Annotated in this window: 24 protein-coding genes; 16 read left to right on the top strand and 8 right to left on the bottom strand. The window is 69.1% G+C overall.

The window, feature by feature from the left end:
• Positions 1-122 precede the first annotated feature (122 nt).
• The 10 genes from gyrB (at position 123) to ACOQFR_RS08230 (ending at position 10,533) form a co-directional block, all read left to right on the top strand.
• The gene (gene gyrB, locus ACOQFR_RS08275) at positions 123-2,570 is read left to right on the top strand and encodes a DNA topoisomerase (ATP-hydrolyzing) subunit B (protein WP_421380627.1); all 2,448 of its coding nucleotides are present in this window, start codon (positions 123-125) and stop codon (positions 2,568-2,570) included.
• Positions 2,560-3,378: a CPBP family intramembrane glutamic endopeptidase gene (locus ACOQFR_RS08270; RefSeq protein ID WP_421380625.1), complete on the top strand. Its 819-nt coding sequence runs from the start codon at positions 2,560-2,562 to the stop codon at positions 3,376-3,378. Before gyrB ends, ACOQFR_RS08270 begins: the two co-directional genes overlap by 11 nt.
• Before the next feature lie 70 nt (positions 3,379-3,448).
• Positions 3,449-5,053 (top strand): inactive transglutaminase family protein, encoded by a 1,605-nt coding sequence (locus tag ACOQFR_RS08265; RefSeq protein WP_421380622.1) that lies wholly within the window; start codon positions 3,449-3,451, stop codon positions 5,051-5,053.
• Between the two features lie 3 nt (positions 5,054-5,056).
• Positions 5,057-6,028 (top strand): alpha-L-glutamate ligase-like protein, encoded by a 972-nt coding sequence (locus tag ACOQFR_RS08260; protein WP_421380620.1) that lies wholly within the window; start codon positions 5,057-5,059, stop codon positions 6,026-6,028.
• 182 nt (positions 6,029-6,210) lie between these two features.
• Positions 6,211-7,494, top strand: a complete 1,284-nt coding sequence (locus ACOQFR_RS08255) for a tetratricopeptide repeat protein (RefSeq protein ID WP_421380618.1) — start codon at positions 6,211-6,213, stop codon at positions 7,492-7,494.
• A 105-nt stretch (positions 7,495-7,599) separates the two neighbouring features.
• A complete protein-coding gene (locus ACOQFR_RS08250; protein ID WP_421380616.1) occupies positions 7,600-8,259 on the top strand; it encodes an energy transducer TonB in 660 nt (219 codons plus the stop codon).
• Positions 8,260-8,309: 50 nt separating this feature from the next.
• Complete coding sequence (locus ACOQFR_RS08245; protein WP_421380614.1) at positions 8,310-9,104, top strand: MotA/TolQ/ExbB proton channel family protein; 795 nt, start codon at positions 8,310-8,312, stop codon at positions 9,102-9,104.
• A gap of 32 nt (positions 9,105-9,136) precedes the next feature.
• Complete coding sequence (locus tag ACOQFR_RS08240) at positions 9,137-9,550, top strand: ExbD/TolR family protein (RefSeq protein WP_421380611.1); 414 nt, start codon at positions 9,137-9,139, stop codon at positions 9,548-9,550.
• Between the two features lie 12 nt (positions 9,551-9,562).
• Complete coding sequence (locus ACOQFR_RS08235; protein WP_421380609.1) at positions 9,563-9,976, top strand: ExbD/TolR family protein; 414 nt, start codon at positions 9,563-9,565, stop codon at positions 9,974-9,976.
• Between the two features lie 155 nt (positions 9,977-10,131).
• Positions 10,132-10,533, top strand: a complete 402-nt coding sequence (locus ACOQFR_RS08230; protein WP_421380606.1) for an ExbD/TolR family protein — start codon at positions 10,132-10,134, stop codon at positions 10,531-10,533.
• 24 nt (positions 10,534-10,557) lie between these two features.
• On the opposite strand, the gene ACOQFR_RS08225 is transcribed toward ACOQFR_RS08230, so the two are convergent.
• Positions 10,558-11,319 (bottom strand): pyridoxine 5'-phosphate synthase, encoded by a 762-nt coding sequence (locus tag ACOQFR_RS08225; protein ID WP_421380604.1) that lies wholly within the window; start codon positions 11,317-11,319, stop codon positions 10,558-10,560.
• Between the two features lie 84 nt (positions 11,320-11,403).
• Here ACOQFR_RS08225 and ACOQFR_RS08220 point away from each other — a divergent pair, with 84 nt between their 5' ends.
• Both ACOQFR_RS08220 and ACOQFR_RS08215 read left to right on the top strand, forming a co-directional pair.
• A complete protein-coding gene (locus ACOQFR_RS08220) occupies positions 11,404-14,280 on the top strand; it encodes a diguanylate cyclase (RefSeq protein WP_421380602.1) in 2,877 nt (958 codons plus the stop codon).
• Positions 14,267-14,419 (top strand): DUF2256 domain-containing protein, encoded by a 153-nt coding sequence (locus ACOQFR_RS08215; protein WP_421380600.1) that lies wholly within the window; start codon positions 14,267-14,269, stop codon positions 14,417-14,419. The genes ACOQFR_RS08220 and ACOQFR_RS08215 overlap by 14 nt, the downstream gene beginning before the upstream one ends.
• A gap of 119 nt (positions 14,420-14,538) precedes the next feature.
• Here the strand turns inward: ACOQFR_RS08215 and ACOQFR_RS08210 are convergent, their stop codons facing one another.
• The 3 genes from ACOQFR_RS08210 to cls all read right to left on the bottom strand — a co-directional run bounded on the left by ACOQFR_RS08210 (position 14,539) and on the right by cls (position 16,592).
• Positions 14,539-14,790: a GlsB/YeaQ/YmgE family stress response membrane protein gene (locus ACOQFR_RS08210; protein ID WP_421380598.1), complete on the bottom strand. Its 252-nt coding sequence runs from the start codon at positions 14,788-14,790 to the stop codon at positions 14,539-14,541.
• A gap of 70 nt (positions 14,791-14,860) precedes the next feature.
• The gene (locus tag ACOQFR_RS08205) at positions 14,861-15,121 is read right to left on the bottom strand and encodes a hypothetical protein (RefSeq protein ID WP_421380596.1); all 261 of its coding nucleotides are present in this window, start codon (positions 15,119-15,121) and stop codon (positions 14,861-14,863) included.
• 55 nt (positions 15,122-15,176) lie between these two features.
• Positions 15,177-16,592, bottom strand: a complete 1,416-nt coding sequence (cls, locus tag ACOQFR_RS08200; protein WP_421380593.1) for a cardiolipin synthase — start codon at positions 16,590-16,592, stop codon at positions 15,177-15,179.
• A gap of 56 nt (positions 16,593-16,648) precedes the next feature.
• On the opposite strand from cls, the gene ACOQFR_RS08195 reads away from it, so the two are divergent.
• From ACOQFR_RS08195 to ACOQFR_RS08185, 3 genes are all read left to right on the top strand, one after another.
• Complete coding sequence (locus ACOQFR_RS08195; protein ID WP_421380591.1) at positions 16,649-17,734, top strand: PA0069 family radical SAM protein; 1,086 nt, start codon at positions 16,649-16,651, stop codon at positions 17,732-17,734.
• Positions 17,735-17,851: 117 nt separating this feature from the next.
• Positions 17,852-18,583 carry a Crp/Fnr family transcriptional regulator gene (locus tag ACOQFR_RS08190; RefSeq protein ID WP_421380589.1) on the top strand — a complete coding sequence of 244 codons (732 nt, stop codon included), beginning with the start codon at positions 17,852-17,854 and terminating at the stop codon, positions 18,581-18,583.
• A 122-nt stretch (positions 18,584-18,705) separates the two neighbouring features.
• Entirely contained in the window at positions 18,706-19,404 is a 699-nt protein-coding gene (locus tag ACOQFR_RS08185) for a Crp/Fnr family transcriptional regulator (RefSeq protein ID WP_421380586.1), read from the top strand.
• 10 nt (positions 19,405-19,414) lie between these two features.
• Here the strand turns inward: ACOQFR_RS08185 and ACOQFR_RS08180 are convergent, their stop codons facing one another.
• Positions 19,415-21,229, bottom strand: coding sequence for an SLC13 family permease (locus ACOQFR_RS08180; RefSeq protein ID WP_421380584.1), 1,815 nt, complete (start codon positions 21,227-21,229; stop codon positions 19,415-19,417).
• Positions 21,230-21,341: 112 nt separating this feature from the next.
• Here ACOQFR_RS08180 and ACOQFR_RS08175 point away from each other — a divergent pair, with 112 nt between their 5' ends.
• Positions 21,342-21,773 (top strand): cupin domain-containing protein, encoded by a 432-nt coding sequence (locus tag ACOQFR_RS08175; RefSeq protein ID WP_421380582.1) that lies wholly within the window; start codon positions 21,342-21,344, stop codon positions 21,771-21,773.
• Between the two features lie 79 nt (positions 21,774-21,852).
• On the opposite strand, the gene kduD is transcribed toward ACOQFR_RS08175, so the two are convergent.
• From kduD to ACOQFR_RS08160, 3 genes are all read right to left on the bottom strand, one after another.
• A complete protein-coding gene (gene kduD, locus ACOQFR_RS08170) occupies positions 21,853-22,611 on the bottom strand; it encodes a 2-dehydro-3-deoxy-D-gluconate 5-dehydrogenase KduD (RefSeq protein ID WP_421380580.1) in 759 nt (252 codons plus the stop codon).
• Between the two features lie 25 nt (positions 22,612-22,636).
• Positions 22,637-23,491: a 5-dehydro-4-deoxy-D-glucuronate isomerase gene (kduI, locus tag ACOQFR_RS08165; protein WP_421380578.1), complete on the bottom strand. Its 855-nt coding sequence runs from the start codon at positions 23,489-23,491 to the stop codon at positions 22,637-22,639.
• A gap of 79 nt (positions 23,492-23,570) precedes the next feature.
• Entirely contained in the window at positions 23,571-24,665 is a 1,095-nt protein-coding gene (locus tag ACOQFR_RS08160) for a LacI family DNA-binding transcriptional regulator (protein WP_421380576.1), read from the bottom strand.
• Between the last annotated feature and the right edge of the window lie 12 nt (positions 24,666-24,677).

Here is a 24,677-nt window from a genome sequence, read left to right as displayed (position 1 = left end):
GGGGTACGCCGCCCAACGCGCCGCGGCCACGCGCTATACTTGGCACTCATTATTTATAGGCGCGCTGCGGCCTTCCGTGGCGCCTGCGCGCCGGTGTGGCCCAACGCGAGACACCGCCAGAAATGACCGACGAAACGAACCTGCCGCCCGTTCCGACCAACACCTACGATTCCAGCAAGATCACCGTGCTGCGCGGCCTGGAGGCCGTCCGCAAGCGCCCCGGCATGTACATCGGCGACGTGCACGACGGCACCGGCCTGCACCACATGGTGTTCGAGGTCGTGGACAACGGCATCGACGAAGCCCTGGCCGGCCACTGCGACCACCTGATCGTCACCCTGCACAACGACGGCTCCTGCTCGGTGTCCGACAACGGCCGCGGCATTCCCACCGACATCCACAAGGAAGAGGGCGTGTCGGCGGCCGAGGTCATCATGACCGTGCTGCACGCGGGCGGTAAGTTCGACGACAACAGCTACAAGGTTTCCGGCGGCCTGCACGGCGTGGGCGTGTCGGTGGTCAACGCGCTGTCGTCGAAGCTGTGGCTCGACATCTGGCGCGACGGCCAGCACCACCAGCAGGAATACGCGGTGGGCGAGCCGGTGTATCCGCTCAAGGTGGTGGGGCCGTCGACCAAGCGCGGCACCGAGCTGCGCTTCCTGCCCAATGCCGAGATCTTCACCGACACCGAATTCCACTACGACATCCTGGCCAAGCGCCTGCGCGAGCTGAGCTTCCTCAACTCCGGCGTCAAGATCGAACTGATCGACGAACGCGGCGAAGGCAAGCGCGACCTGTTCGAGTACGAAGGCGGCATCAAGAGCTTCGTGGAACACCTGGCGGCGGTAAAAACCCCGCTACATCAATCAGTTATCTCCGCTTCGGGCGAAAAGGACGGCATCGTCGTCGACATCGCGGTCCAGTGGACCGATGCCTACCAGGAAACGATGTTCTGCTTCACCAACAACATCCCGCAGAAGGACGGCGGCACCCACCTGATCGGTTTCCGCGCCGCGCTGACCCGCACGCTCAGCAACTACATCGAGCAGAGCGGCATCGCCAAGCAGGCCAAGATCACGCTGAGCGGCGACGACATGCGCGAAGGCATGATCGCCGTGCTGTCGGTGAAGGTGCCCGACCCCAGCTTCAGCTCGCAGACCAAGGAAAAGCTGGTGTCCTCGGAAGTGCGCCCGGCCGTGGAAGCGGTGATCGGCGCCAAGCTCGAGGAATTCCTGCAGGAGCGTCCGAACGAAGCGCGCGCCATCGCCGGCAAGATCGTCGACGCCGCGCGTGCGCGCGAAGCCGCGCGCAAGGCCCGCGACCTGACCCGCCGCAAGGGCGCGCTCGACATCGCCGGCCTGCCCGGCAAGCTGGCCGACTGCCAGGAGAAGGATCCGGCGCTGTCGGAACTCTTCATCGTCGAGGGTGACTCCGCCGGCGGCTCGGCCAAGCAGGGCCGCAACCGCAAGACCCAGGCCATCCTTCCGCTCAAGGGCAAGATCCTCAACGTCGAGCGCGCGCGCTTCGACCGCATGCTGGCGTCGGCGGAAGTGGGCACGCTGATCACCGCGCTGGGCTGCGGCATCGGCAAAGACGAGTACAACCCGGACAAGCTGCGCTACCACCGCATCATCCTGATGACCGACGCCGACGTGGACGGCTCGCACATCCGCACGCTGCTGCTGACCTTCTTCTACCGGCAGATGCCGGAGCTGATCGAGCGCGGCCACGTCTACATCGGCCTGCCGCCGCTGTACAAGATCAAGCAGGGCAAGAACGAGCTCTACCTCAAGGACGACGGCGCGCTCAACGCCTACCTGGTGAACAACGCGGTCGAGAACGCCGAGCTGCGCACCGACGAAGGCGCGCCGCCGATCACCGGCGCCGCGCTCGAGAAGCTGCTGCTCGACTTCGTCGCCGCGCGCGAGACCATCGCCCGCTTCGCGCACCGCATCGACACCCCGGTGCTGGAGGCGATGCTGGAAATGCCGCCGCTGAAGGCCGAGGATTTCGCCGACGCCGACACGCTGGCGCCCTGGTGCCGCGAGCTCGAGAAGCACCTCAACGCCACGGGCCTCGGCCGCGCGCGCTACATCTTCAGCATCCTGCCCGCTAACGACGACGGCCACGCCGGCGCGCTGGTGGTGAACAAGCAGCACCACGGCCTGGCCGCCACCCAGGTGCTGGCCGCGCCGCAGCTGCTGGGCGGCGAACTGCGCCAGATCACCGAAGTGGCCACGGCGCTCGAAGGCCTGCTGCAGCCCGGCGCCAGCGTCGCCCGCGGCGGCAAGAGCCAGCCGGTGGCCAACTTCGCGCAGGCCCAGGAATGGCTGCTCGAAGAGGCCAAGAAGGGCCGCACCATCCAGCGCTTCAAGGGCCTGGGCGAAATGAATCCCGAGCAGCTGTGGGACACCACCGTAAATCCGGAGACGCGCCGCCTGCTGAAGGTGCGCATCGAGGACGCGGTCGCCGCCGACCAGATCTTCGCCACCCTGATGGGCGACGTGGTCGAACCGCGCCGCGAGTTCATCGAGGACAACGCCCTGCGGGTCGCCAACCTTGACGTCTGATCCGGTCACCGCGGCGACGGCGGTCGAACCGCCGCCGCTGCCCGCGGCCGTCGAACCGACGCCGGCACCGAAGAAGCCGAGCGGCCCGTTCCCGGGCTTCCTGGTCGACAGCCTGCTGGCGGGCCTGATCCTGATGGTGGCCTCCACCCTGCTGGTCACCGCGGTGATGGTGCCCAGCCTGCTGTCGACCGAAGCCGGCAGCGCCGACTTCGAAGGCATCATGGAAACGCTGATGCCGCAGATCACCGTGGCCGCGATCGCCGCGATGCTGATCGCCGCCGTGGGCGTGTGGGCAGCGCGCGGACGCAGCCTGGCCGCGATGCCGCGCCCGGGCTCCACCGCCATCGCCTACGTGTTCGCGGTGCTGGCGGGCCTGGCCGTGCAGGGCTTCGCGTGGCTGGTGTCCTGGCTGCTGGCCCAGGCCGACACCGGCATCCGGCCCAGCAACGCCGAGCCGCTGATCGCGCTGGCGCGCAGCACGCCCTGGCTGGCCTGGCTGATGGTGGTGGTGGTGGGCCCGTTCGCCGAGGAGCTGCTGTTCCGGCACGTGCTGCTGCGCCGTTTCGCCCTTGCCGGACGCGGCGTCGCCGGCCTGGTGCTGATCTCGGTGCTGTTCGCCCTGATGCACGAACCCGTGCCCGGCGAGCAGCCGCTGCTGGCCTGGCTGGGCGCGCTGGTGCTGTACACCGGCATGGGCGTGGGCTTCGGTGCCGTGTACCTGCGCACCGGCCGCCTGGGCGCCGCCTTCGTCGCGCACGCCACCTGCAACCTGGCGGCGATGGCCCTGCTGGCGTATTCGATCGGCTGAGCGCAGGGTTACACTTGCCACCGCCGATGCGCCCCGCGCGCCGGCCACCGGGGACCCACGCAGGAACGCCATGAGCAAACGCCACCTTTACCTGTTGGCCTTCTCGATCATCGCCATCGCGATGGCCGCCATGTACTACAAGTGGACCGTGCTCAAGTTCCCGCTGCAGCCCGATGCCCAGGTGCAGGTGTGGACCGTGCAGGCGCACGTGGAATACCAGCCGCGCAAGGGCGCCAACACCGTCACCCTGCAGCTGCCGGGCGTGGCCCCCGGCTGGACCGTGCTCGAAGAGCGCTTCGTCGCCCGCAACTATTCCAAGCTCGAGGAATCCGGCGCCGACGGCCGCGAGGTGCAGTGGGCCATCCGCCGCGCCTTGGGCGAGCAGGACCTGTACTACCGCGCCACCGTGGTGCGTGCCGATGACCACCAGGCCGCCACGCTCGACTTCGACCCCGTGATCCCCGAGCCCGCCGTGCTGGAGGAGCCGTACTCCACCGCCGCCCAGACCCTGCTCGACCAGGTGCGCGACCGCTCGTCCAACACCATCACCTTCGCGCGCGAACTGCTGCGCCGCCTCGGCGAGAACACCCCGGGCGAGGAAGTGGGCCTGCTGGCCGAGCGCTACGGCAGCGACGACGTCGCCCGCAGCAACTTCATCGTGCAGCTGCTGGCCAGCCGCAACATCCCGGCGCGCGTGGTCTACGGCATCCCGCTGTCGGGCGAAGAGCGTGCGCCCGAGACGCGCATGCAGACCTGGCTGATCGTGCACGACGGCCTGGGCTGGACCACGCTGGATCCGCGCACCGCCGCCGAGGGCGCGCCGGCCGACCTGTTCCTGTGGAGCGCCAGCGGCAAGCCGCTGCTGGCCATCGACGGCGAACCGCCGGCGGCCCTGATGTTCACCGTCAGCCGCAACCTGGCCGACGCCATGGCCACGGCCGAGCGCCGCCTGGAAGTGCAGGACGCCAACCTGGTGCGCTACTCCCTGCTCAGCCTGCCGCTGCAGGCGCAGGAGACCTACCGCATCCTGCTGATGGTGCCGATCGGCGCCTTCATCATGCTGCTGCTGCGCAACCTGGTCGGCGTGAAAACCTACGGTACCTTCATGCCGGTGCTGATCGCGCTGGCCTTCCGCGAGACCTCGCTGCTGGCGGGCGTGGTGCTGTTCGCCTTCGTGGTGTTCGCCGGCCTGCTGGTGCGCTTCTACCTGGAGCGATTGCGGCTGCTGCTGGTGCCGCGCCTCACCGCCATCCTGATCCTGGTGGTGCTGCTGATGGCCGCGGTGAGCGTGCTGTCCAACCGCCTGGGCATCGAGGTCGGCCTGTCGGTGGCGCTGTTCCCGATGGTGATCATGGCCATGACCATCGAGCGCATGTCCGTGGCCTGGGACGAGCGCGGCGCCGGCACCGCCCTGCGCGAAGGCGTGGGCACCCTGATCGTGGCCGCGCTGGCCTACGTGGTGATGAGCTGGCCGCCGCTGGAGCACCTGGTGTTCGTGTACCCGGAGACCCTGCTGGTGCTGTTCGCATTCTCGCTGCTGCTGGGCCGCTACTCCGGCTACCGGCTCAACGAGCTGCTGCGCTTCCGTGCCCTGGCGCGCGAGCCCGACCCGATCGTGCCGCCGCCCGCCGCCAGCGACGCGACCGACACCGCCGCCCCGGAATCCAGGGCCTGACCGGTGGCGCTGTTCAATCCGTTCCGCGTCGCCAAGCGCCTGCGCCAGATCGGGCTGATGGGCATCGGCCAGCGCAACGCGCACTACGTGCTGATGCACAACCCGCGCAAGTTCTACCCGCGCGTGGACGACAAGCTGCTGACCAAGAAGCTGGCGCTCAAGGAAGGCCTGCCGGTGCCCGACCTCTACGCCGTGGTGCGCGAGGAGCACGAGATCGCCGAGCTGCATGACAAGCTCAAGGGTCGCGACAGTTTCGTGGTCAAGCCCGCGCACGGCTCGGGCGGCGACGGCATCCTGGTCATTTCCGGTCGCCGCGGCGACAAGTACCGTCGCGCCAACGGCTCGCTGATGGGCCGCGAGGAGTTCGAGCACCACCTGTCCAACGGCCTGTCGGGCCTGTTCTCGCTGGGCGGCCAGCCCGACCACCTGATCGTCGAATACTGCGTGCAGTTTGATCCGATCTTCGACAACGTCAGCTATAAGGGCGTGCCCGACATCCGCATCATCGTCTTCCTGGGCTATCCGGTGATGGCGATGATCCGCCTGCCCACGCGCATGTCCGACGGCAAGGCCAACCTGCACCAGGGCGCGATCGGCGTGGGCATCGACATCCCCACCGGCAAGACCAAGCGCGGCGTCTGGGGCACCGAGATCATCCGCGAACACCCGGACACCGAACACAGCATCGTGGGCCTGGCCATCCCGCATTGGCAGGACCTGCTGCAGATGGCCTCGCGCTGCTACGAACTCTCCGAGCTGGGCTACGTTGGCGTGGATTTCGTACTCGACCGCGACAAGGGTCCGCTGATCCTGGAGCTCAACGCGCGTCCGGGCCTGGCCATCCAGATGGCCAACGGCAATGGCCTGGAACACCGCCTGCGCAAGGTCGAGGCGCTGCGGGACCAGGGCCTGCTGTCGAAGGATCCGGCCGAACGCGTGGCTTACGCGCTCGCGAACTTTCCCACCACGGGCTGAACGTCGCGGCGGGTCTTAACGAGGTTTTAAGATCGGCCGGCCCGCAAGCCGGCAAGCTTGCGCCAAGAGAGATGGATACGGGGGCGAACGGAATTTCCGGCCAGCCGGATTGAGCGAATGCTCTATTCCCGTTACCCTTGCTGGCCCACCACCGCGTTCGGCGCGGCGCCAAGGAGTTACCCATGAAGGTCCAACGTTCGTTCGCCCTTGCCACTGCCATCCTGCTTGCCGGTTCGTTCGCGACCGTTGACGCGGATGCCACCTCGCGCCGCAACGCCGAGCGCAAGGCGAAGGAAGAGAAGGTCGAATCCCAGTACCCGGAAGCGACCCGCGAAGAACCCAAGGGTGGCTACTCCTCGCGCCTCTCGCGCCAGATCAAGAAGCTGCAGGACGCCTACGGCGCCGACGGCAAGGAAAACGAGACCATCGCCGCGGCCGAGGAAATCATCGCCAACGACAAGGCCCAGGCCTATGACAAGTCCATGGCCTACCTGCTGGCCGGCAGCGCCGCCATCGGCCTGGACGACGACGCCCGCGCCGAAACCTACCTGAGCAAGGCAATCGCCGAGAACGCGCTGTCCAACGACAACCACTACACCGCCATGCTCAGCCTGGCCTCGGTTTACATCAACACCGAGCAGTACGACAAGGCCGGCCCGCTGCTGCAGCGCGTGATCGACGAAACCAAGACCACCAACCCGGAGGTCTACGGCCTGCTGGGCGCCAACTACTACAACAACGACAAGTACGCCGAGGCCATCGCGCCGCTCAAGCGCGCCATGGAGCTCAAGCCCGACGCCCCCGACGCGCAGTGGCAGCAGATGCTGATGGCCAGCTACGCCGAACTCGGCCAGGACGGCGAGGCCGTGAAGATGGCCGAAGAGCTGCAGCGCAAGAACCCGGACGACAAGAAGGCGCTGATGAACCTGGCGGCGCTGTACGGCAACGCCGACATGCAGGACAAGGCCGTCGCCCTGCTCGAGGACGCCCGCAAGCGTGGCCTGCTGACCACCGCCGACGATTACCAGCGCCTGTTCGGCACCTACTACAACATGGAGCGCGAGGCCGACGCGGCCGCCGTGCTGCAGGAAGGCATCGACAAGTCCATCCTGCCGGCCGACGGCAAGACCTACGCGCTGCTGGCCCAGTCGCACTACTTCAGCGACAACATCCCGGCCGCCATCGCCGCCGCGCAGAAGGCCGCGCCGATCGCCACCGACGGCGAGCCCGCGCTGTTCCTCGCCCAGATCCTTGGCCAGGAAGACCGCAACGAAGAGTCCAAGGCCGCGGGCCAGCAGGCCCTGGCGAAGGGTGTGAAGAAGCCGGGCGAAGCCTGGATGGCCATCGCCCGCGCCGAGTACTATCTGGAGAACCAGGCGGCCGCGGCCGCGGCCTACCGTGAAGCCGCCAAGGACCCCAGCACCCGGGAACAAGCCCAGAAGGCGCTGGCCCAGATCTCCCGCTGATCGGTTGGTAAACCGGTAACCTTCGTATAAGCTAACAAGTTCCCGCCGGTGTTCGGCGGGTCACGGCTGAACGCCGACCGACCGAGAGCTCGAGCCGCCACCCGCATGACGGACAAGAATTACAACTACGAAAACGCACCCCAGGGCATCAGCTGGGCACGAATCGGCGGCAACGCGTTTGCGATCGCGCTCCATGCGGTTGCCTTCATGTTGATGCTGGTGCCCCCGGCCGCGCCGGAGCAGGCGGACAAGGAAGAAGAAGTGACCCAGGTCAGCTTCATCGAACCGCCGCCGCCGCCCCCGCCGCCGCCGCCGCCGCCGCCGGAACCGCCCAAGGTGGTCCAGAAGATCATCGAGCAGCCCAAGCCGACGCCGGTTCCGCCGCCGCCGGAAGAGCCGCCGGTGGTGTTCGACGACCCGAGCCCGATCGACATCGAGGCCCCGCCGCCGGCTCCGCCGTCGCCGCCCGCCCCGCCGGCCGACTTCGCGCCCTCCGAGGACATCAGTGGCCGCGCGCTCAACCAGCCGCGCTACCCGGCCAAGGAAGCCCGTGAAGGCGTGGGCGGCACCGTTGTCCTGCGCGTCACCATCGACGCCGCCGGCAACGTGCTCAACGTCGCCATCCAGAGTTCGAGCCGCAACCGCAACCTCGACCGCGCCGCCATGGATGCGGCACGCCGCTGGAAGTTCAATCCCGGCATGCGTGGTGGCCAGAAGGTGGGTGGCGATGTGCTCGTCCCCGTGAAGTTCACTCCGCCCAAGTAACGCCAAGCCGACATTCCCGTAAACGGTTAATCACAAAGAAAGGCACTCTTATGCTGCAGGACATCCTCCTCACCGTCGCCGCCGCCGCGCCGGCCGCCGCTGGCGGCGCTGCCAACAACGCGGAAGCCCTCTCCCAGATGGGTTTCTCCCACCTCTTCCAGGAAATGACCGCCGATCCGGGCGAGTTCTTCGTCTCCTGGGTCGTGTTCCTGATGCTGGTCGTGATGTCGTTCGGCTCGTGGTGGTACACCATCGTCAACGCCATCAAGAACGCCGTGGTCTCCAGCCGCGCCGACACCGTCGTCCGCACCTTCTGGGAAACCCCGAACGCGCAGGACGCCATCCGCTTCATGGAAGAGCAGCCGGCCAACGAGCCCTTCTCGAAGATCGCGCTCGACTGCGCCCAGGCCGCCGCCCATCACCAGCGCCACGAAGGCAGCCGCCTGGTGGACGCCCTGAACCGCTCCGAGTTCATCGACCGCGCCCTGCGCCAGGCCGTGACGCGTGAAAGCGCCAAGCTCGAGAACGGCATGACCTGGCTGGCCACCGTCGGCGCCACCGCGCCCTTCGTCGGCCTGCTCGGCACCGTGTGGGGCATCTACGGCGCCCTGATCCGCATCGGTGCCACCGGCCAGGCGTCCATCGACGCGGTCGCGGGCCCGGTCGGCGAGGCGCTGATCATGACCGCCCTCGGCCTGTTCGTCGCGATCCCGGCCGTGCTTGCGTACAACGCCTTCAACCGCGCCAACCGCAACACCTACGCCAAGTTCGACACCTTCGCGCACGACCTGCACGACTTCTTCGCCACCGGCTCGCGCGTCGGCGACATGCCGGCCAAGCGTTGATCCGGACGACAGGTTAACCAGGAGCAGCCGTCATGGCCTTTTCAAGCAACTCTGGTGGCGGTGGCCCGATGGCCGACATCAACGTCACGCCCCTCGTGGACGTGATGCTGGTGCTGCTGATCATCTTCATGATCACCGCGCCGCTGATGTCGCATAAGGTCAAGGTCGAGCTTCCGCAGGCCACCCTGGCAGAGAAGCCGCCCATCGACATTCCACCGATCACTCTGGCCGTGACGTCTGCAGGCAAGGTGTATTGGAACGATGAAGCGGTAACGGCCGACATGCTCGACGCGCGCCTGGCGGTCCTCGCCCAGCGCACGCCGCAGCCGCAGGTGGACGTGCGCGCCGACAACGTCACCAAGTATTCGGTCATTGCCGACGTGGTGAAGAAGGTGCGTCTGGCCGGTATCCGCAAGGTGGGCTTCGTGTCCACCCCCGAGCGCTGAGGAGAACCCAGCATGGCATTCGCCTCGAACTCCGGTACCGGCCCGATGGCCGACATCAACGTCACGCCCCTGGTGGACGTGATGCTGGTGCTGCTCATCATCTTCATGGTCACCGCGCCCGCCCTGTCCTACCAGATCCAGGTCGACCTGCCGCAGCGGACGTCCAATCCGCCGCCGCAGCCTAAGGATCCGCCCGAGCCGATCCGCCTGCGGATCGAGGCGGGCGGCACCGTCACCTGGAACAACTCGCCGATTCCGATCTCGGTGCTCCAGTCGTCGCTGGAAGTTGAAGCGCAGCGTGCGCAGCAGCCGACCCTGGAAATCGAAACGGACCCGGATGCACAGTACGAAATGCTCGCGAAGGTCCTGGCTCGCGCCAAGAACTCCGGCATGGAAAAGATCGCTTTCGTGGATCCCGGCCAGTAAGCCGAGCTTCCCGCACCTGCAGCAGCGCCGCCTCCGGGCGGCGTTTTTTTTGGTCGCGCGGTACGCCCGGCGCCAGCACCTCCCAACAAGCGCTTGCAAGCCGCCTGCCCAGGAGCGTAGAAGGAAAGTCGCCACCCCCCGACAGGAGTAGCGCCATGGCCTTCGCCGCCGCAAGCAGCAACACGGACACGATGTCGGACATCAACATCACGCCTCTGGTGGACGTCATGCTGGTGCTGCTGGTGATCTTCATGGTCACCGCCCCGATGCTGGACTTCCGCAATTCCCTGCGCCTGCCCCACGGCGTGCCGCCCGAGCGCGTGGTCGAACCCGAAACCCTGCAGCTGCAGGTGGACCCCGGCGACCTGTTCCGGCTCGAAGGCGAGGCCATGACGCCGGTGGCCCTGCAGGCCCGCCTGGCCCAATGGCGCCAGGCCCAGCCTGACGGCGTGCTCAAGCTGGAGGTCAATGCGGATGCAGACTACCAGTCCGCGGCCACCGCGATGGCAGTGGCCCGCCGGGCCGGCATCGACAACATCGGCCTGGTCGAACCCTGACCGGCACCCGCGCCCGCACCGCCCTCAGCGGTGCGGGCCCACCCGCGCAATGATGTCCAGGTAGGCCCGCACGGTGGGCATCAGGCCCGCATGCAGGGCCTCGCCGAACAGCGCGTGGCCGATCGACACCTCCAGCACCCCCGGCACCGCGGCCAGGAAATCGCCCAGGTTGGCCTGGCTCAGGTCGTGGCCGGCATTCACGCCGAGGCCCAGCGACCGGGCCTCCCGCGCGGTGGCGGCACACAGGGCCAGCGCCGCGCCGGGGTCGCCGGCCGCATGCGCCTCGGCGTAGGGCCCGGTGTAGATCTCGATCCGGTCCGCGCCCAGAGCCGCGGCCTGCGCCAGGCCCGGTGCCCCGGCATCCATGAACAGCGACACCCGCACGCCCATGGCCTTGAGCTCGGCGACCAGCGGCGCCAGCCGTGCGGCATCCCGCGCCAGGTCGAAGCCGTGGTCCGAGGTCAGCTGGCCGTCGCCGTCCGGCACGAGGGTCGCCTGCTGCGGACGCACGGCCCGCACCAGCGCCAGGAAGCCGGGATAGCCGGGCCGGGGCGGCGCGAAGGGATTGCCCTCGAGGTTGTATTCGACCCGGCCCGCAACCACGGCGGCCAGGGCCTGCACGTCGTCGGGCCGGATGTGGCGCTGGTCCGGGCGCGGATGCACGGTGATGCCTCCGGCCCCTGCCGCGATGGCTGCCTCCGCGGCCGCCACCACCGAGGGTTCGCTGCCGCCGCGCGAATTGCGCAGCACGGCCACCTTGTTGACGTTGACGCTGAGTACGGTCATCCCGCCAGCCTACCCCGCCCGGGCCCCGCGCGAAAACCCGCCCGGTGTCCGGATTGCCTGCGGCCTTTGCGTGATAATCCGCGGATGTTCCCCAACCGCCTTGTCCCTGCCGTACTGCTGCTCGCCGCCACCTTGCTGGCAGCGCCGCCCTGCCATGCCGACGCCATCCCCGGCTCGCCACTGCTGCGCGAGTTTTCCGCCGAAGACACCAAGGCCACGCCCAGCTACCTGTCGGTGACGACCGCGCCGAGCGGCGAAGTCTTCGTCGGCAACCTGGAGGGCGTGCTTCGCTACGACGGCGTCGACTGGCTGCTGACCACGCTGCCCGGCCGCTCGCCCGGCCGTTCGCTCGCCACCGGCACCGATGGCCTGGTCTACGTGGGTGGTTACGACACCTTCGGACGCCTGGTGCGCGGCAGCGACGGCCACTACCGCTACGAGGAACTGCTTGAGCGCGCCGGCCTGCGCGGCGACAAGCGCCACGTCGGCATCGTCTGGGAAGTCCTGCCGACGCCGCAGGGCGTGTACTTCCGCGCCGAGTTCGCGCTGTACTTCGTGCCGTATTCCAAGGCCCCTGCGCAGCGGTGGAAAACCAGCAGCGACGTCCGCAGCTTCTACCTGGCCGGCGACACGCTGTACGCGCGCGTGCAGGGACGCGGCCTTTGCCGGTTCGTGGATGGAAAGTTCGAACTCGAGCCTGGCGGCGACGTCTTCAAGGATCGCGTGCTGGCGGGCCTCGTGGACAAGGGCGACTGGCGCCTGCTGGTGAGCCGCGACGGAATGTATCGCGCCGATGCGCAGGGCATCGCCGCGCTTCCGGGCGAGGCCGGCAAACTGCTAGCCGGCAAGCGCAACTATGTCGCGCAGGGACTGGACGACGGCAGCCTGGTGGTGGGCACGCTCGACGGCGAGCTGTTCCGCATCGGCCAGGACTTCCGCCTGCGCGAGCAGGTGGACCTGGGCGGATTTGGCATCCAGGAGCTGGGGCTGGACCGCGAAGGCGGCGTCTGGGCGGCCACCGAAGGCAACCTGGTGCGCCTGTCCCTGCCCTCGCCCTGGACCTTCCTGGGCGAAGCCCAGGGACTGGCGGGAAGCCCCAGCGATTTCGAATGGCACCAGGGCGCGCTGTGGCTGGCGTCCACCCGCGGCGTCGCGCGGCTCGTGCCGGGTGCCGAGGGCAAACTGGTGCACCAGGCCCTGCCCTGGACCGAGTTCGAAGCCACGGCCCTGCACTCCAGTGACGCCGGCCTGATGATCGGCGTGCGCGAAGGCCTGCTGGTGCTGGACCCCGGCGCCAGCACGCCGCGTTCGCTCTACCGGCACGACTACCACGGCGTCTACGGCTTCCTGCGGTCCCGCCACGACCCCAGTCTGGTCTACGGCATCACCGCCTCCGACCTGCTGCTGCTGCGCGAACGCGAGGGACGCTGGCAGCTGGCCTCGGCCATCCCGCTCGACGGCATCAGCACCTATGGCGTGGAAGAGGGCGGGCCCGGCGAACTGTGGATGGGCGATACCCGCGGACCCGCGCAGCATTGGCGCCTGGACCTCGACGCCGGCACGGTGATCTCGCGCGAAACCTACGCCGACGACCGCGGCCTGGCCGTCGACGCCCAGGCGGGCACCAGCCTCTACCAACTCGACGGCCGCATCCACGCCGTCAGCGGCAGCCGCGGTTTCCGGCTCGAGGGCGACCGCTTCGTGCCCGACCTGGCCCCGCCCTTCACTCTGGTCGACCGCCCGCACGAACTGGTGGTGGAAGAGACGCCACTGGGCGCCTACGCCTATACCTCGCGCCAGCTGCTGCACCGCCCCCGCCCGGGCGCCGACTGGCAGCCGCTGTATCCGGGTTCGGACGCGGCGGCCGGTTATTCCTGGTTGCGCGTCAGCCGCGACGGCGTGCTGCGCATCGCCACCTGGAACGGCCTGCTGCAGTTCGACGCCAGCGAACCCGCGCCACGACCCCAGCCCCTGACGCTGGGCATGGACAGCGTGCAGGCCCGCGGACCCGACGGCCACGTGCTCGTGCTGCCGACCCGCAGCGCGGCCGGCCCGGTGCCGGTGCCGCCCGGCCACAGCCTCAACCTGCGCTTCGGCATGGTGAGCCTGGAGAGTGGCGCCGAGTTCCGCTACCTGCTGCACGGCGTCACCCCGGAATGGAGCGCGTGGACCGACCGCGACCTGTTCATCCGCGCGCTGGCGGCCGGCGACTACGTGCTGGAAGTGCAGGCGCGCACGCGCAACGGCCGCCAGGCCGCAGCCATGAGCTACCAGTTCCAGGTGCAGCCGCGCTGGTACGAGCAGTGGTGGCTGCTGGCGCTGGCCGTGGTGGCGGTCTGCGCACTGGGCGTGGCGTTTGCGCTTTGGCTGGTGCGCCAGCGCACCGAACGCTACCTGGCGGCCAACCGCCGGCTCGAGGGCCGCATCGCCGAACGCACGCGCGAGCTGGAAGAGGTCAACCGCAAGCTGGCCGAACTGGTCACCGAGGATGCCCTGACCGGCGTGGCCAACCGGCGTGCGCTGGAGAACGGCCTGCGCCGCGAGTGGCACCGCTGCCTGGACCAGCGCCGCCCGCTGTCGGTGCTGATGATCGACGTGGACAACTTCAAGGCCTACAACGACGAACACGGCCACCTGGAAGGCGACGTGCAGCTGCGTGGCATCGCCCAGCGCCTGACCGCGCAGCATGATCCGCAGCGCGAGCTGCTGGCGCGCTACGGCGGCGAGGAGTTCGCCCTGCTGTTGCCCGGCGTGCACCAGGACGAAGCGCTGCGGCGTGCCGAGGCATTGCGCGCGGCGATCGCCGGCAGCGACGCCGGCATGACGGTCAGCATCGGCGTGGCCGGCTTCGTGCCCGACGTGCAGACCGAACCCGATGCCCTGCTGCGCCGCGCCGACGCCGCGCTCTACGCGGCCAAGCGCGCGGGCCGCAACCGCGTGCACGCCCATGCCGGTGGCTAGGCGCGACCCGCGCGCGCCCCGGCCGGAGAAAATCTGTCCCGTCTGTGGCCGGCCCTTCCAGTGGCGCAAGAAATGGGAGCGCGACTGGGACCGCGTGGTCTATTGCTCCGACGCCTGCCGCCGCGGGACGCCGCGCTGAGGCGTCGGGCCGCAGGCGGCGTGGACGCGGGCATCCGCGCGCGCCGCTCCCAACCGCCATGAGCGACACAAAAGAAAACGGCGGCCAGGGCCGCCGTTTCCTTCAGACAAGGCCAGGCCTCAGGCGCGTTTTATCAGCAGGATGATCGCCAGCAGGATCACCGCGCCGATGAAGGCGGTGAGGAACAGGCCCACCGTGCCGCCGAAGCTGACGCCCAGCTGCGGCAGCAGCCAGCCGCCCAGGAAGGCGCCGATGACGCCGACCACGATGTTGCCCAGCACGCCCAGACCGCGGCCCTTCACCACCACGCCGGCAAGCCAGCCAGCGAGTGCACCGATCAAAAGGAAGATAAGCAGGTTTTCGACGGACATGGTGTTCCCTCCCCGGGAATGTCACATGGCGGCCGCGGCGGGAGCCGCGGCCGTGGTGCGCTGGCCGGCCTCAGGCATTGCCTTCGGGCGGACGGCCGGCGTTCTTGCGCGCTTCGGCCTGCTCGCGCAGGCGGCGCAGTTCTTCGGGACTCATGATGTGGCTCACGTCGCGCGACTGGCTGGAGATGCGCGACGACATCCAGCCCAGGATCCAGGCGACCATGAAGGCCAGCGAGCCGGCCAGGAAGATCAGCACGCCGATGGTCGGCAGGGTGCGGATCATGGCCAGGCCCAGGCAGAGCAGGGAAGCGAGCAGGTAGAGCCAATGCATGGGATGCCCTCGGGTTTCTCCGGGGGCAGTTTAGCCCAAGCCGGGGCGGCCCCGGCTAGAGGATGGGCGACAGAAGACGGGCGCAGGCCTCGCCCAGCCGCTGCGGGAAGGCCGGCTTCGGACGGTCGATCTTCACTTCGCGGCTGTGCGACAGGTCGTCGAGCATCTCGGCTTCCAGCGCGGCACCGAGCACGGCGTCGTTGACCAGCAGCGACAGCTCGAAGTTGAGGCGAAAGCTGCGGTGGTCGAAGTTGGCGCTGCCGACCAGGCAGGTCTCGTCGTCCACCAGCAGCGCCTTGCTGTGCAGCATGCGCGGCCCGTACTCGTGGATCTTCACGCCGGCCGCCAGCAGGTCGTCGTAGTAGGAACGCGCGGCGGCGCTGACGATGCGCGAATCGCTGCGCGCCGGCACGATGACCCGCACTTCCAGCCCGCGCAGCGCGGCCGAGGCCAGCGCCATGCGCGCGGCCTCGCCCGGCACGAAGTAGGGCGTCACCAGCCAGACGCGGCGGTTGGCCTGGTGGATGGCCTCCACCTGCACGCGGTGGATCGCTTCCCAGGGCGTGTCCGGACCCGCCGGCAGCACCTGCGCGTGGATCTCGCCCTTGGGCAGGTCGGGCCACAGGTTCTGGTCGCGCAGCGCCACCTTCGTGGCGTAGTGCCAGTCCTCGAGGAAGGCCACCTGCAGCCAGCGCACCACTTCGCCCTCGAGCCGCAGGTGGATGTCGTGGAAGGCGTCGGGGTTGAGGCCCTCGTTTTCGTCATCGGTGATGTTGATGCCGCCGGTGAAGGCCAGGCACCCGTCCACCACCAGCAGCTTGCGGTGGTTGCGCAGGTTCAGGCGCGGGCGCCACAGCCAGCGCACCCGCATGGGATGGAACCAGGCGATCTCGACGCCGGCGTCGACCAGCGGCGCCAGGAAGCGACGGCTCAAGCGCCCCGAGCCCATCGCATCCAGCAGCAGCCGCACCCGGACGCCCGCCCTGGCCTTCGTCACCAGGGCATCGCGCACCAGCGTGCCGGTGCGGTCGGGCTCGAAGATGTAGTACTCCACGTGCAGGTGATGGGTGGCGGCGGCGATCGCCTCGAGCAGCGCGGCGTAGGTGGCCTTGCCGCCCACCAGCAGGTCCACGCGCGTGGCGGTGCTGGCCGCGAAGCCCGTGCTGGCCTGGGCCAGGCGCGCCACGGTGGCGCAGTCGTCGCCGGGCAGGGCGCGCGGCGGCAGCGCTTCCTCGATGCCGCGGCGCGCGCGCGAGCGGCGCAGCGACTGCCGCTTGATCCGCTGCGGTCCGAAGAAGTGGTAGATGACCAGGCCCAGCACCGGCAGCAGCGCCAGCGACAGCAGCCAGCTCAACGTCGCGATGGGCTCGCGCTTCTGCAGAACGATCCAGCCCGCCAAGACCAACAGGTAGGCGATCCAGACGCCCAGCAGCACCGGCTTGAGCTCCGGCCATAGATCATTGAGCGACATGCGGGCTCCGGGGGCGGGTCTCGGACGGCGAGACAACGGGGGATTATCCTGCCGCCATGATCGCAGACAAGGGCGACCGCAAGGTGACCAAGGGCCGGGGTGCACCGGGCAACGCACCCGGTCGCTACGCACGCACCGTGCACGAGGCCCAGGACGACGGCTGGTTCGACGAGGGCGAACCGGCGGGGCCGCCACGCACCCAGGTCACCGAAGAGCAGGCGCGCAGCGTGCTCAGCCGAAACACGTCGCCCGACCTGCCCTTCGACCGCTCGGTGAATGCCTACCGCGGCTGCGAGCACGGCTGCAGCTACTGCTTCGCGCGCCCTTCGCACAGTTACCTCGAACTGTCACCCGGGCTGGATTTCGAGACCCGGCTGTTTGCCAAGACCAACGCCGCCGAGCGCCTGCGCGCGGAGCTGGCGCGCCCCGGCTACCGCTGCGCGCCGATCGCAATGGGCACCAACACCGACCCCTACCAGCCCATCGAGCGCCGCTACCGCATCACCCGCCAGCTGATCGAGCTGCTGGCCGAGTGCCGGCATCCGTTCACCCTGCTCACCAAGAACGCGCTGATCGAGCGCGACCTGGACCTGCTGGCGCCCCTGGCGCGCGAGGGCCTGGTCAGCGCGGCGCTGTCGGTCACCACGCTCGACAACCGGCTGGCCGCGCGCATGGAGCCGCGGGCCAGCGCGCCGCACCGGCGCCTGCAGGCCATCCGCCGCCTGGCCGAGGCTGGCGTGCCGACCGGCGTCATGTTCGCGCCCGTGATCCCTGCGGTGAACGACCACGAGCTCGAGCACGTGCTGGAAGCCGCGCGCGAGGCCGGCGCCACCCGCGCCGGCTACGTGCTGCTGCGTTTGCCGCACGAACTCAAGCAGCATTTCCGCGACTGGCTCGACGTGCACCATCCCGAGCGCGCGGAGCACGTGATGAGCCTGGTGCGGCAAAGCCGCGGCGGCCGCGATTACGACGCCAGCTTCGGCCAGCGCCAGCGCGGCACCGGCGCCTGGGCCGAGCTGGTGCGTGCGCGCTTCGATCTCGCCTGGCGCCGGTTGGGCTATGCGGAATGGCGCAGCCGGCCGCTCGACATCGGCGCCTTCGTGCCGCCGCGTGCCCCCACGCCGCAGGGCCAGCTGTTCTGAACGGCTGCACGCCGGGTGCACTGACTATGTGTGCTAGCGTACATAGGCACGCGGAAAAGCCGCCTATGCTTGCGGCTCCGGGCGATCCCACGCCGTTTCGCGCCCGCGCTGGTTACGATGGCCACGACGTTCCAACCACAGCACAACTACCTGCTCGCCGCGCTGCCGCCCGAGGTCCAGGAACGGCTGTATCCCCACCTTGAGCTGGTTGCGCTGCCGCTGGGGCAGGTGCTGTACGAAAGCGGGGACACCCTGCGCCACGTGTACTTCCCCGTGGATTCGATCGTTTCCCTGCTCTACGTGATGGAAAGCGGCGCCTCGGGCGAGATCTCGGTGGTGGGCAACGAGGGCCTGATCGGCGTGGCGCTGTTCATGGGTGGCGAAAGCACGTCCAGCCGCGCCGTCGTGCAGAGTGCCGGCAGCGCCTACCGGTTGCTGGGACAGAAGCTCAAGGACGAGTTCAACCGTCACGGCGAGCTGCTGCACCTGATCCTGCGCTACACGCAGGCGCTGATCACGCAGATGGCGCAGACCGCGGTGTGCAACCGCCACCACTCCATCGACCAGCAGCTCTGCCGCTGGCTGCTGCTGCCGCTGGACCGGCTGCCCAGCAACCGGCTGACCATGACCCAGGAGCTGATCGCCAACATGCTGGGCGTGCGCCGCGAAGGCGTCACCGATGCCGCCGGAAAGCTGCAGCGGCTGGGCATCATCGAATACAGCCGCGGCCACATCACCGTGCTCGATCGTCCGCGGCTCGAGCGCCTGAGCTGCGAGTGCTACGCCGTGGTCAAGCGCGAAACCGACCGGCTGCTGCCCTACCTGCCGCCGCACCGGAAAAAAGCCTGATCCACCGCTGCGTGCTGTAGCGAACATAGGGTGCCGGCACCAACGCGCATACTCGGGCCACGGGATTGCGCAGCACCCTTCCCCGGCCGTTCCGGCGCGTCCCGTGTTGCAGGGACCCTGCCTTGTCCAAGCACGCTCCCGAAAACCAGCTGCTGGCGACCTTGCCCGCGGCCGAACGCAAGCGCCTGCTGTTGGTGTCCGAGCCGGTCGACCTGGAGTTCGGCGACCTGCTGTGCGCGCCGGGGCAGGACTATGCCAGCGTGTACTTCCCGGTCACCGGCATCATTTCGCTGGTCGCCTCGGTGCACGGTCATCCGCCGCTGGAAATGGGCCTGATCGGTCGCGAGGGCATGCTGGGCGCCTCGCTGGTGCTGGGCATGGACGCCGTGCCGCTGCGCGCGGTGGTGCAGGGCGACGGCGCCGCGCTGCGCATCGATGCGGCCCAGTTCCGGCGCTGCCTGCCCGGCTGCCCGGTGCTGTGCCACCGCCTGCAGCGCTACGTGTACGTGCTGATGGCGCAGCTGTCGCAATCGGTGGCCTGCACCCGATTCCACGAAGTGGACGAGCGACTGGCGCGGTGGCTGCTGGCGATGCACGACCGCACGGCCGGCGAGCCGCTGCACCTGACCCACCAGTTCCTGGCCGACATGCTGGGCGTGCGCCGCAGCGCGGTGACCATCGCCGCCGGCGGGCTGCAGGACCGCGGCGTCATCGCCTACCGGCGTGGCGAGATCCACGTGCTCGACCGCCCCGCGCTGGAGCAGGCGGCCTGCGAGTGCTACGCCGAAGTCGAGCGCGACTACGCCGCCCAGTTCGGCTGAGCGCCGTCGCTCAGCCGAAGGCCGGCAGCAGCGGACCGTCGAGCCACAGCCAGCGCGCCATCCACGCGCACAGGCCGCTGATCAGCACGGTCAGCGGCACGCCGATCTTCAGGAAGTCGCCGAAGGTGTACTGGCCGGGGTTGAGGATCAGCAGGTTGCCGTGGTGGCCGATCGGCGTCAGGAACGACGCCACCGCACCCAGCGCCGTGCACACCACGAACGGCGCGGGCGGCAGGCCCAGCGCCGTGGCCACCGAGAACGCCACCGGCGCCAGCAGCACCGTGGTGGCGGCGTCGGACAGGATCTGGGTCAGCAGCGCGGCGGCCCAGAACATCGCCAGCAGCACCATCAGCGGGCTCCAGTCGGCGGCGAAGCGCATCAGCTGGTCGGCGAACAGCTGCGCCGTGCCGGTCTTCTGCATCGCCACGCCCAGGGGGATGACGCCGGCGATCATCACGAAGATGCGCACGTCGATGTTGCGGTAGGCGCTTTCCACGTCCACGCAGCGCGACAGCACCATCGCCACCGCGCCGGCCAGGAAGGCGATCTGCGCCGGCAGGATTTCCGTGGCGGCCGCGACGATGGTCAGGGCCATGATGCCCAGCGCCACCGGCGCCTTGCGCAGCTGGCGGCCGGACGCGGTGAAGGGCATCAGCATCAGGAAGCCGCGGTGCGCGGCCAGTTCGGAGATGGTCTGCTGCCGGCCCCACAGCACCAGCAGGTCGCCCTCGCGCAGCACCACCTGCGACACTTCGTCGCGGATCCAGCCGTCGCGGCGCCACAGGCCCACGACGACCACGCCCAGCGTGCGCACGAAATCCACGTCGCCGACGGTGCGGCCCAGGAATTCGGAATTGGGCGCCACCACCGCCTGAACGATCTGCTCTTCGCCCAGCAGTTCGGTCTTTTCGTCCGGGCGGTTTTCGCCGTACTTGGCCACCGCGTGCAGGGCGACGCCCGGCTCGTCCTTGATGGAGGCGATCTCGTCGGGGGAGGTGCGCACCAGCAGTACGTCGCCCGCTTCCAGCGGCTGGTCGGCGGCGCGTCGGCGCCGGCGCATGCCGTGCCGCAGCCAGTCCACCACGGTCAGCCGGTCGGTGAAGGATTTCTGGAACTCTGAATAGGCCTTGCCGACCCAGGGCGAGTCCTTTTCGATCACCAGCTCGGTGTAGTAGTGGTCCAGTCGCAGGTAGTCGGTTTCGCCACCGTTGCCGGTGCGGCGCGGCAGCAGCCAGCGGCCCAGCAGCATGTAGGCCAGGCCCAGCAGCACCAGGGCGAAGCCGATCGGCGTGATCGAGAACACGTGCAGGCCTTCGCCGCCATTGCGCTCAAGCAGGTCGCTGGCCAGCAGGAAGGCCGGTGCGCTGAACAGGGTCAGCGTGGTGCCCAGCGAGGCCGCCAGCGACATCGGCATCAGCAGCCGCGAGGCCGGCAGCGATTTCTCGCGCGCCAGTCGCAGCATGATCGGCAGCATCATCGCGGTCACCATCAGGTGGTGAGAGAACGCGGCCAGCCCGGCCACCGCCGGGATGGTGATGGCGATCGCACGCCATTCGCTGCCGCCGGCCGCGCGCCCGATCATCGCGCCGATGCGGTCGGTGACGCCGGTGGACGCCAGCCCGGCCGACAGCACGAACACGGCCGCGACGATGATCGCCGGTTCGCTGCTGAAGCCCGACAAGGCTTCCTTGCCGTCCAGGATGCCGGTCAGCGCCAGCGCCATCAGGGTGAGCATGGCGGTGAGGTCCACGCGCAGCTTGCCGTGCACGAACAGCACCAGCGCACAGGCGAGGATGACAAGGAAGACGATCTGTTGCGGGGTCATGGGAGGGCGCCTGGCAGCGTTGTTTTCGGGGCGCGTGGGGCGCTGGTGCGCAAGCTTGCGGCCCGCGCGGGTCGCGGCGCAAGCTGGATGCAAGCTGCAGGGAGACAAGACGATGAAAGCCGCAATCCGCATCCTCGCCATGGCCGCCATCCTGGCGTCCCCGCTGGCCCAGGGGGCTGGCAAGCGCGCCGACTCCTACGTCGAGCACGAAGCCACGCTGGTCGTGACCCAGCCGGGCCCGCACGACGGTGAAGGGCAGACCACGGCCTACCCGTTCTTCGAGGATGCCGAGGGCTTCCGCATGGTGTTCCGCAAGCGCGCGCTGCACAAGGGCGCCAGCATCGGCCTGCACACCAACGACAAGGACGAGATCTACTACGTGCTCAGCGGCCGCGGCGAACTGACGCTGGAAGGCGAGGTCAGCGAGGTCGGCCCCGGCGACGCCATCCTCACCCGCAATGGCGACAGCCATGCCCTCAGGCAACGGGGCGAAGAGGACTTGGTGATCCTGATCGTCTTCCCCAAACGCCCCACCGACCCCTGACTCAACCCCGCCAGATCCGGGGTCAGAGTACGTTTATGTGGCTTCACCACATAAACGTACTCTGACCCCGGATTTGTTGTCAGCGGGCCAGCCAGCCGCCGTCGACGGGGATGACCGCGCCGTTGACGTAGTCGGAGGCGCGCGAGGCCAGGAACACCGCCGTGCCGCCCAGGTCCGAGGCTTCGCCCCAGCGGTTGGCCGGGATGCGGTCGAGGATGGCCTTGTTGCGCTCGGCGTCGGCGCGCAGCTGCGCCGTGTTGTCGGTGGCCATGTAGCCCGGTGCGATGGCGTTGATGTTCACGCCCTTGGCCGCCCACTCGTTGGCCAGCAGCCGCGTGATGCCGGCGATGCCCGACTTGCTGGCCGTGTAGGACGGCACCCGGATGCCGCCCTGGAAGGACAGCATCGAGGCAATGTTGATGATCTTGCCGCGGCCCTGGCCGATGAAGTGCCGGCCCGCCGCCTGCGACATGAAGAACGCCGACTTGATGTTGACGTTCATCACGTCGTCCCAGTCCTTCTCGCTGAAATCCACCGCGTCCGCGCGCCGGATCAGGCCCGCGTTGTTGACCAGGATGTCCAGCCCGCCCAGCCCCGCCACCGTCTCCTCGACGATGCGTGTGACCGGCTCGATCGTGATCAGGTTGGCCTCGATGTTGAGGAAGCGCCGCCCCAGCGCCCTCACCTTGGCCTCGGTCTCCGTTGCCGCGACGATGCCCGCGCCCGCGATGTCGGCGCCGGCTTCGGCCAGCGCCAGGGCGATGCCCTGCCCCAGGCCGGTGTTGGCGCCGGTGACCAGGGCCACTTTTCCTTCCAGGCTGAATGCGTTGCTTGCCATGCTGTTCCCCTCGGTCCGGTGCGGCTTACTTGAGCTGGCAGATGTCCAGCACGTGCATGTCGGTATAGTCCAGGTTCTCGCCGCCCATGGCCCAGATGAAGCCGTAGTTGCTGGTGCCCGAGCCCATGTGGATCGACCACGGCGGCGACACCACGGCCTCTTCGTTGCCCACCACGATGTGGCGCATGTCGGCCGGGTCGCCCATGAAGTGCATCACCTTCTGGTCCCTGGGCAGGCCGAAGTAGAAATAGACCTCGGAGCGGCGATCGTGCAGGTGCGGCGGCATGGTGTTCCAGACGCTGCCGGTGTTGAGCAGGGTCATGCCCAGCAGCAGCTGCGAGGACGGGCAGGTGGCCGGCACGATGTACTGGTAGATCGTGCGTTCGTTCGAGGTCTCCAGCGCGCCGCGCTGCAGCGGCACCGCGTTCGCGATGGAAAGGTGCCGCGTTTCGAAGCGCGCATGCGCCGGCGTGGAGGCCAGGTAGAAGCGCGCAGGCGCCGCGGCGTCCAGTGATTCGAACACCACGTCGGCGCTGCCCATCGTGACGTACAGGCCGTCGCGCGGCTGGAGCTCGAACGCGGTGCCGTCCACGGTGACGCGGCCCGCGCCCTCGCCCACGTTGACCACGCCCAGCTCGCGGCGCTCGAGGAAGGGCTTGCCGGCGGCCGAGGCCGGCTCGGTCTGCGCGGGCAGCGCCAGCGGGGCAGCGGTGGGCGCGGCGCCGCCGATCACGAAGCGCTCGTAGTGCGTGTAGTGCAGCACCACCTGCCCGGGCACGAACAGGCCATCGAGCAGGTAGCGGTCGCGCAGCTGGTCGTTGCTGGCGCCGTGCATCATGTCGGGGTGGGTGGCGTGGTAGGTCTTGGTGTACATGGTCACTCCTGGAGCGCGGTGCGGAGCCCGGGTTCTACCGGTGTCATCGCGGGCGGAAAGGGACGTCGCGGGGCAGGCATCGGGATCAGGCCTGCGGCGGCTGGCAGGAGTCGCGCACCACCAGGTGCGGCGACACCGAAATGCCCGCGGGCGCCTGCGCCGCGCGCGGCCAGTTCTCGGCCAGCAGCATCGCCGCGGCCTGGCGGCCGAGGTCGCGCACCGGCAGGCGGATGGTGGTCAGCGCCGGCCACAGCTGCGAGGCCAGCGGGCTGTCGTCGTAGCCCACCACCGACAGGTCGCCGGGAATGGACAGGCCCATGCGCAGCGCGGCCTTGTAGATGCCGGCCGCCATTTCGTCGTTGCAGGCGAAGATGGCGGTGGGCCGCGGGTTGCGGGTCAGCAGCGCCTCGGCGCCGGCGACGCCGGATTCGAAGGTGTAGCCGCCCTCGTACACCATCTCGGGCGCCAGCTCGATGCCGCGCTTGGCCAGGGCCTCGGTGAAGCCGCCGCCGCGCTCGATCGAGGACCGGTAGCGCTTGGGGCCGGTGACCAGGGCGATGCGCCGGTGGCCCAGCGACTCAAGATAGTTGGCGGCTTCGGCGCCGGCCTGGCGGTCGTGGGTGAGCACCATGTTTTCGGGCTCGTCCATCGGCACCGAAGCGATGCGCACGTAGCGGCAGCCGATGTCGCGCAGCGCGTCGGCCAGCGCCTGGTCCTCGGACACGCGCGGAATCAGGATCACGCCGTAGAGCTTCTGCTGCTGCGCGAAGCGCTGGATGCCGGCGATGTAACCCTCGCTCTTGGAGTCGCAGGGGTGCACCACCAGCTCGAAGCCGGAATCGCGCAACGCGTCCAGCGCGCCGTACTGCAGGTTCACGATGTACTGCGCGGTCGGGTTGTCGAACACCAGCCCGATCAGGAAGGAACGCCGGAAGGCCAGTCCGCGTGCCTGCGGATCGGGCGCGTAGCCCAGCTGCTGCATCAGCGCGAGGATCTTCTCGCGCGTGTCGGGACGCACCAGCGGCGAATCGTTGATCACGCGCGACACGGTCTTCTTCGACACGCCCGCCAGGCGCGCCACGTCGTTGATGGTGTTCTTGCCGTTGGCGCCGCTGCCGCTGCCGGTCACGGTGGCCGTCGGTTTGGCACGCGCAGAGGGATGGGGTCGGGTGTCGGTCATGGTCACGGGATT

Origin of the sequence: Arenimonas sp. MALMAid1274, assembly GCF_049195245.1 — a bacterium.
Taxonomy (GTDB): domain Bacteria; phylum Pseudomonadota; class Gammaproteobacteria; order Xanthomonadales; family Xanthomonadaceae; genus Arenimonas.
The sequence above is the reverse complement of the archived record's forward strand: the minus strand, read 5'-3'. Positions and strand labels throughout refer to the sequence as shown.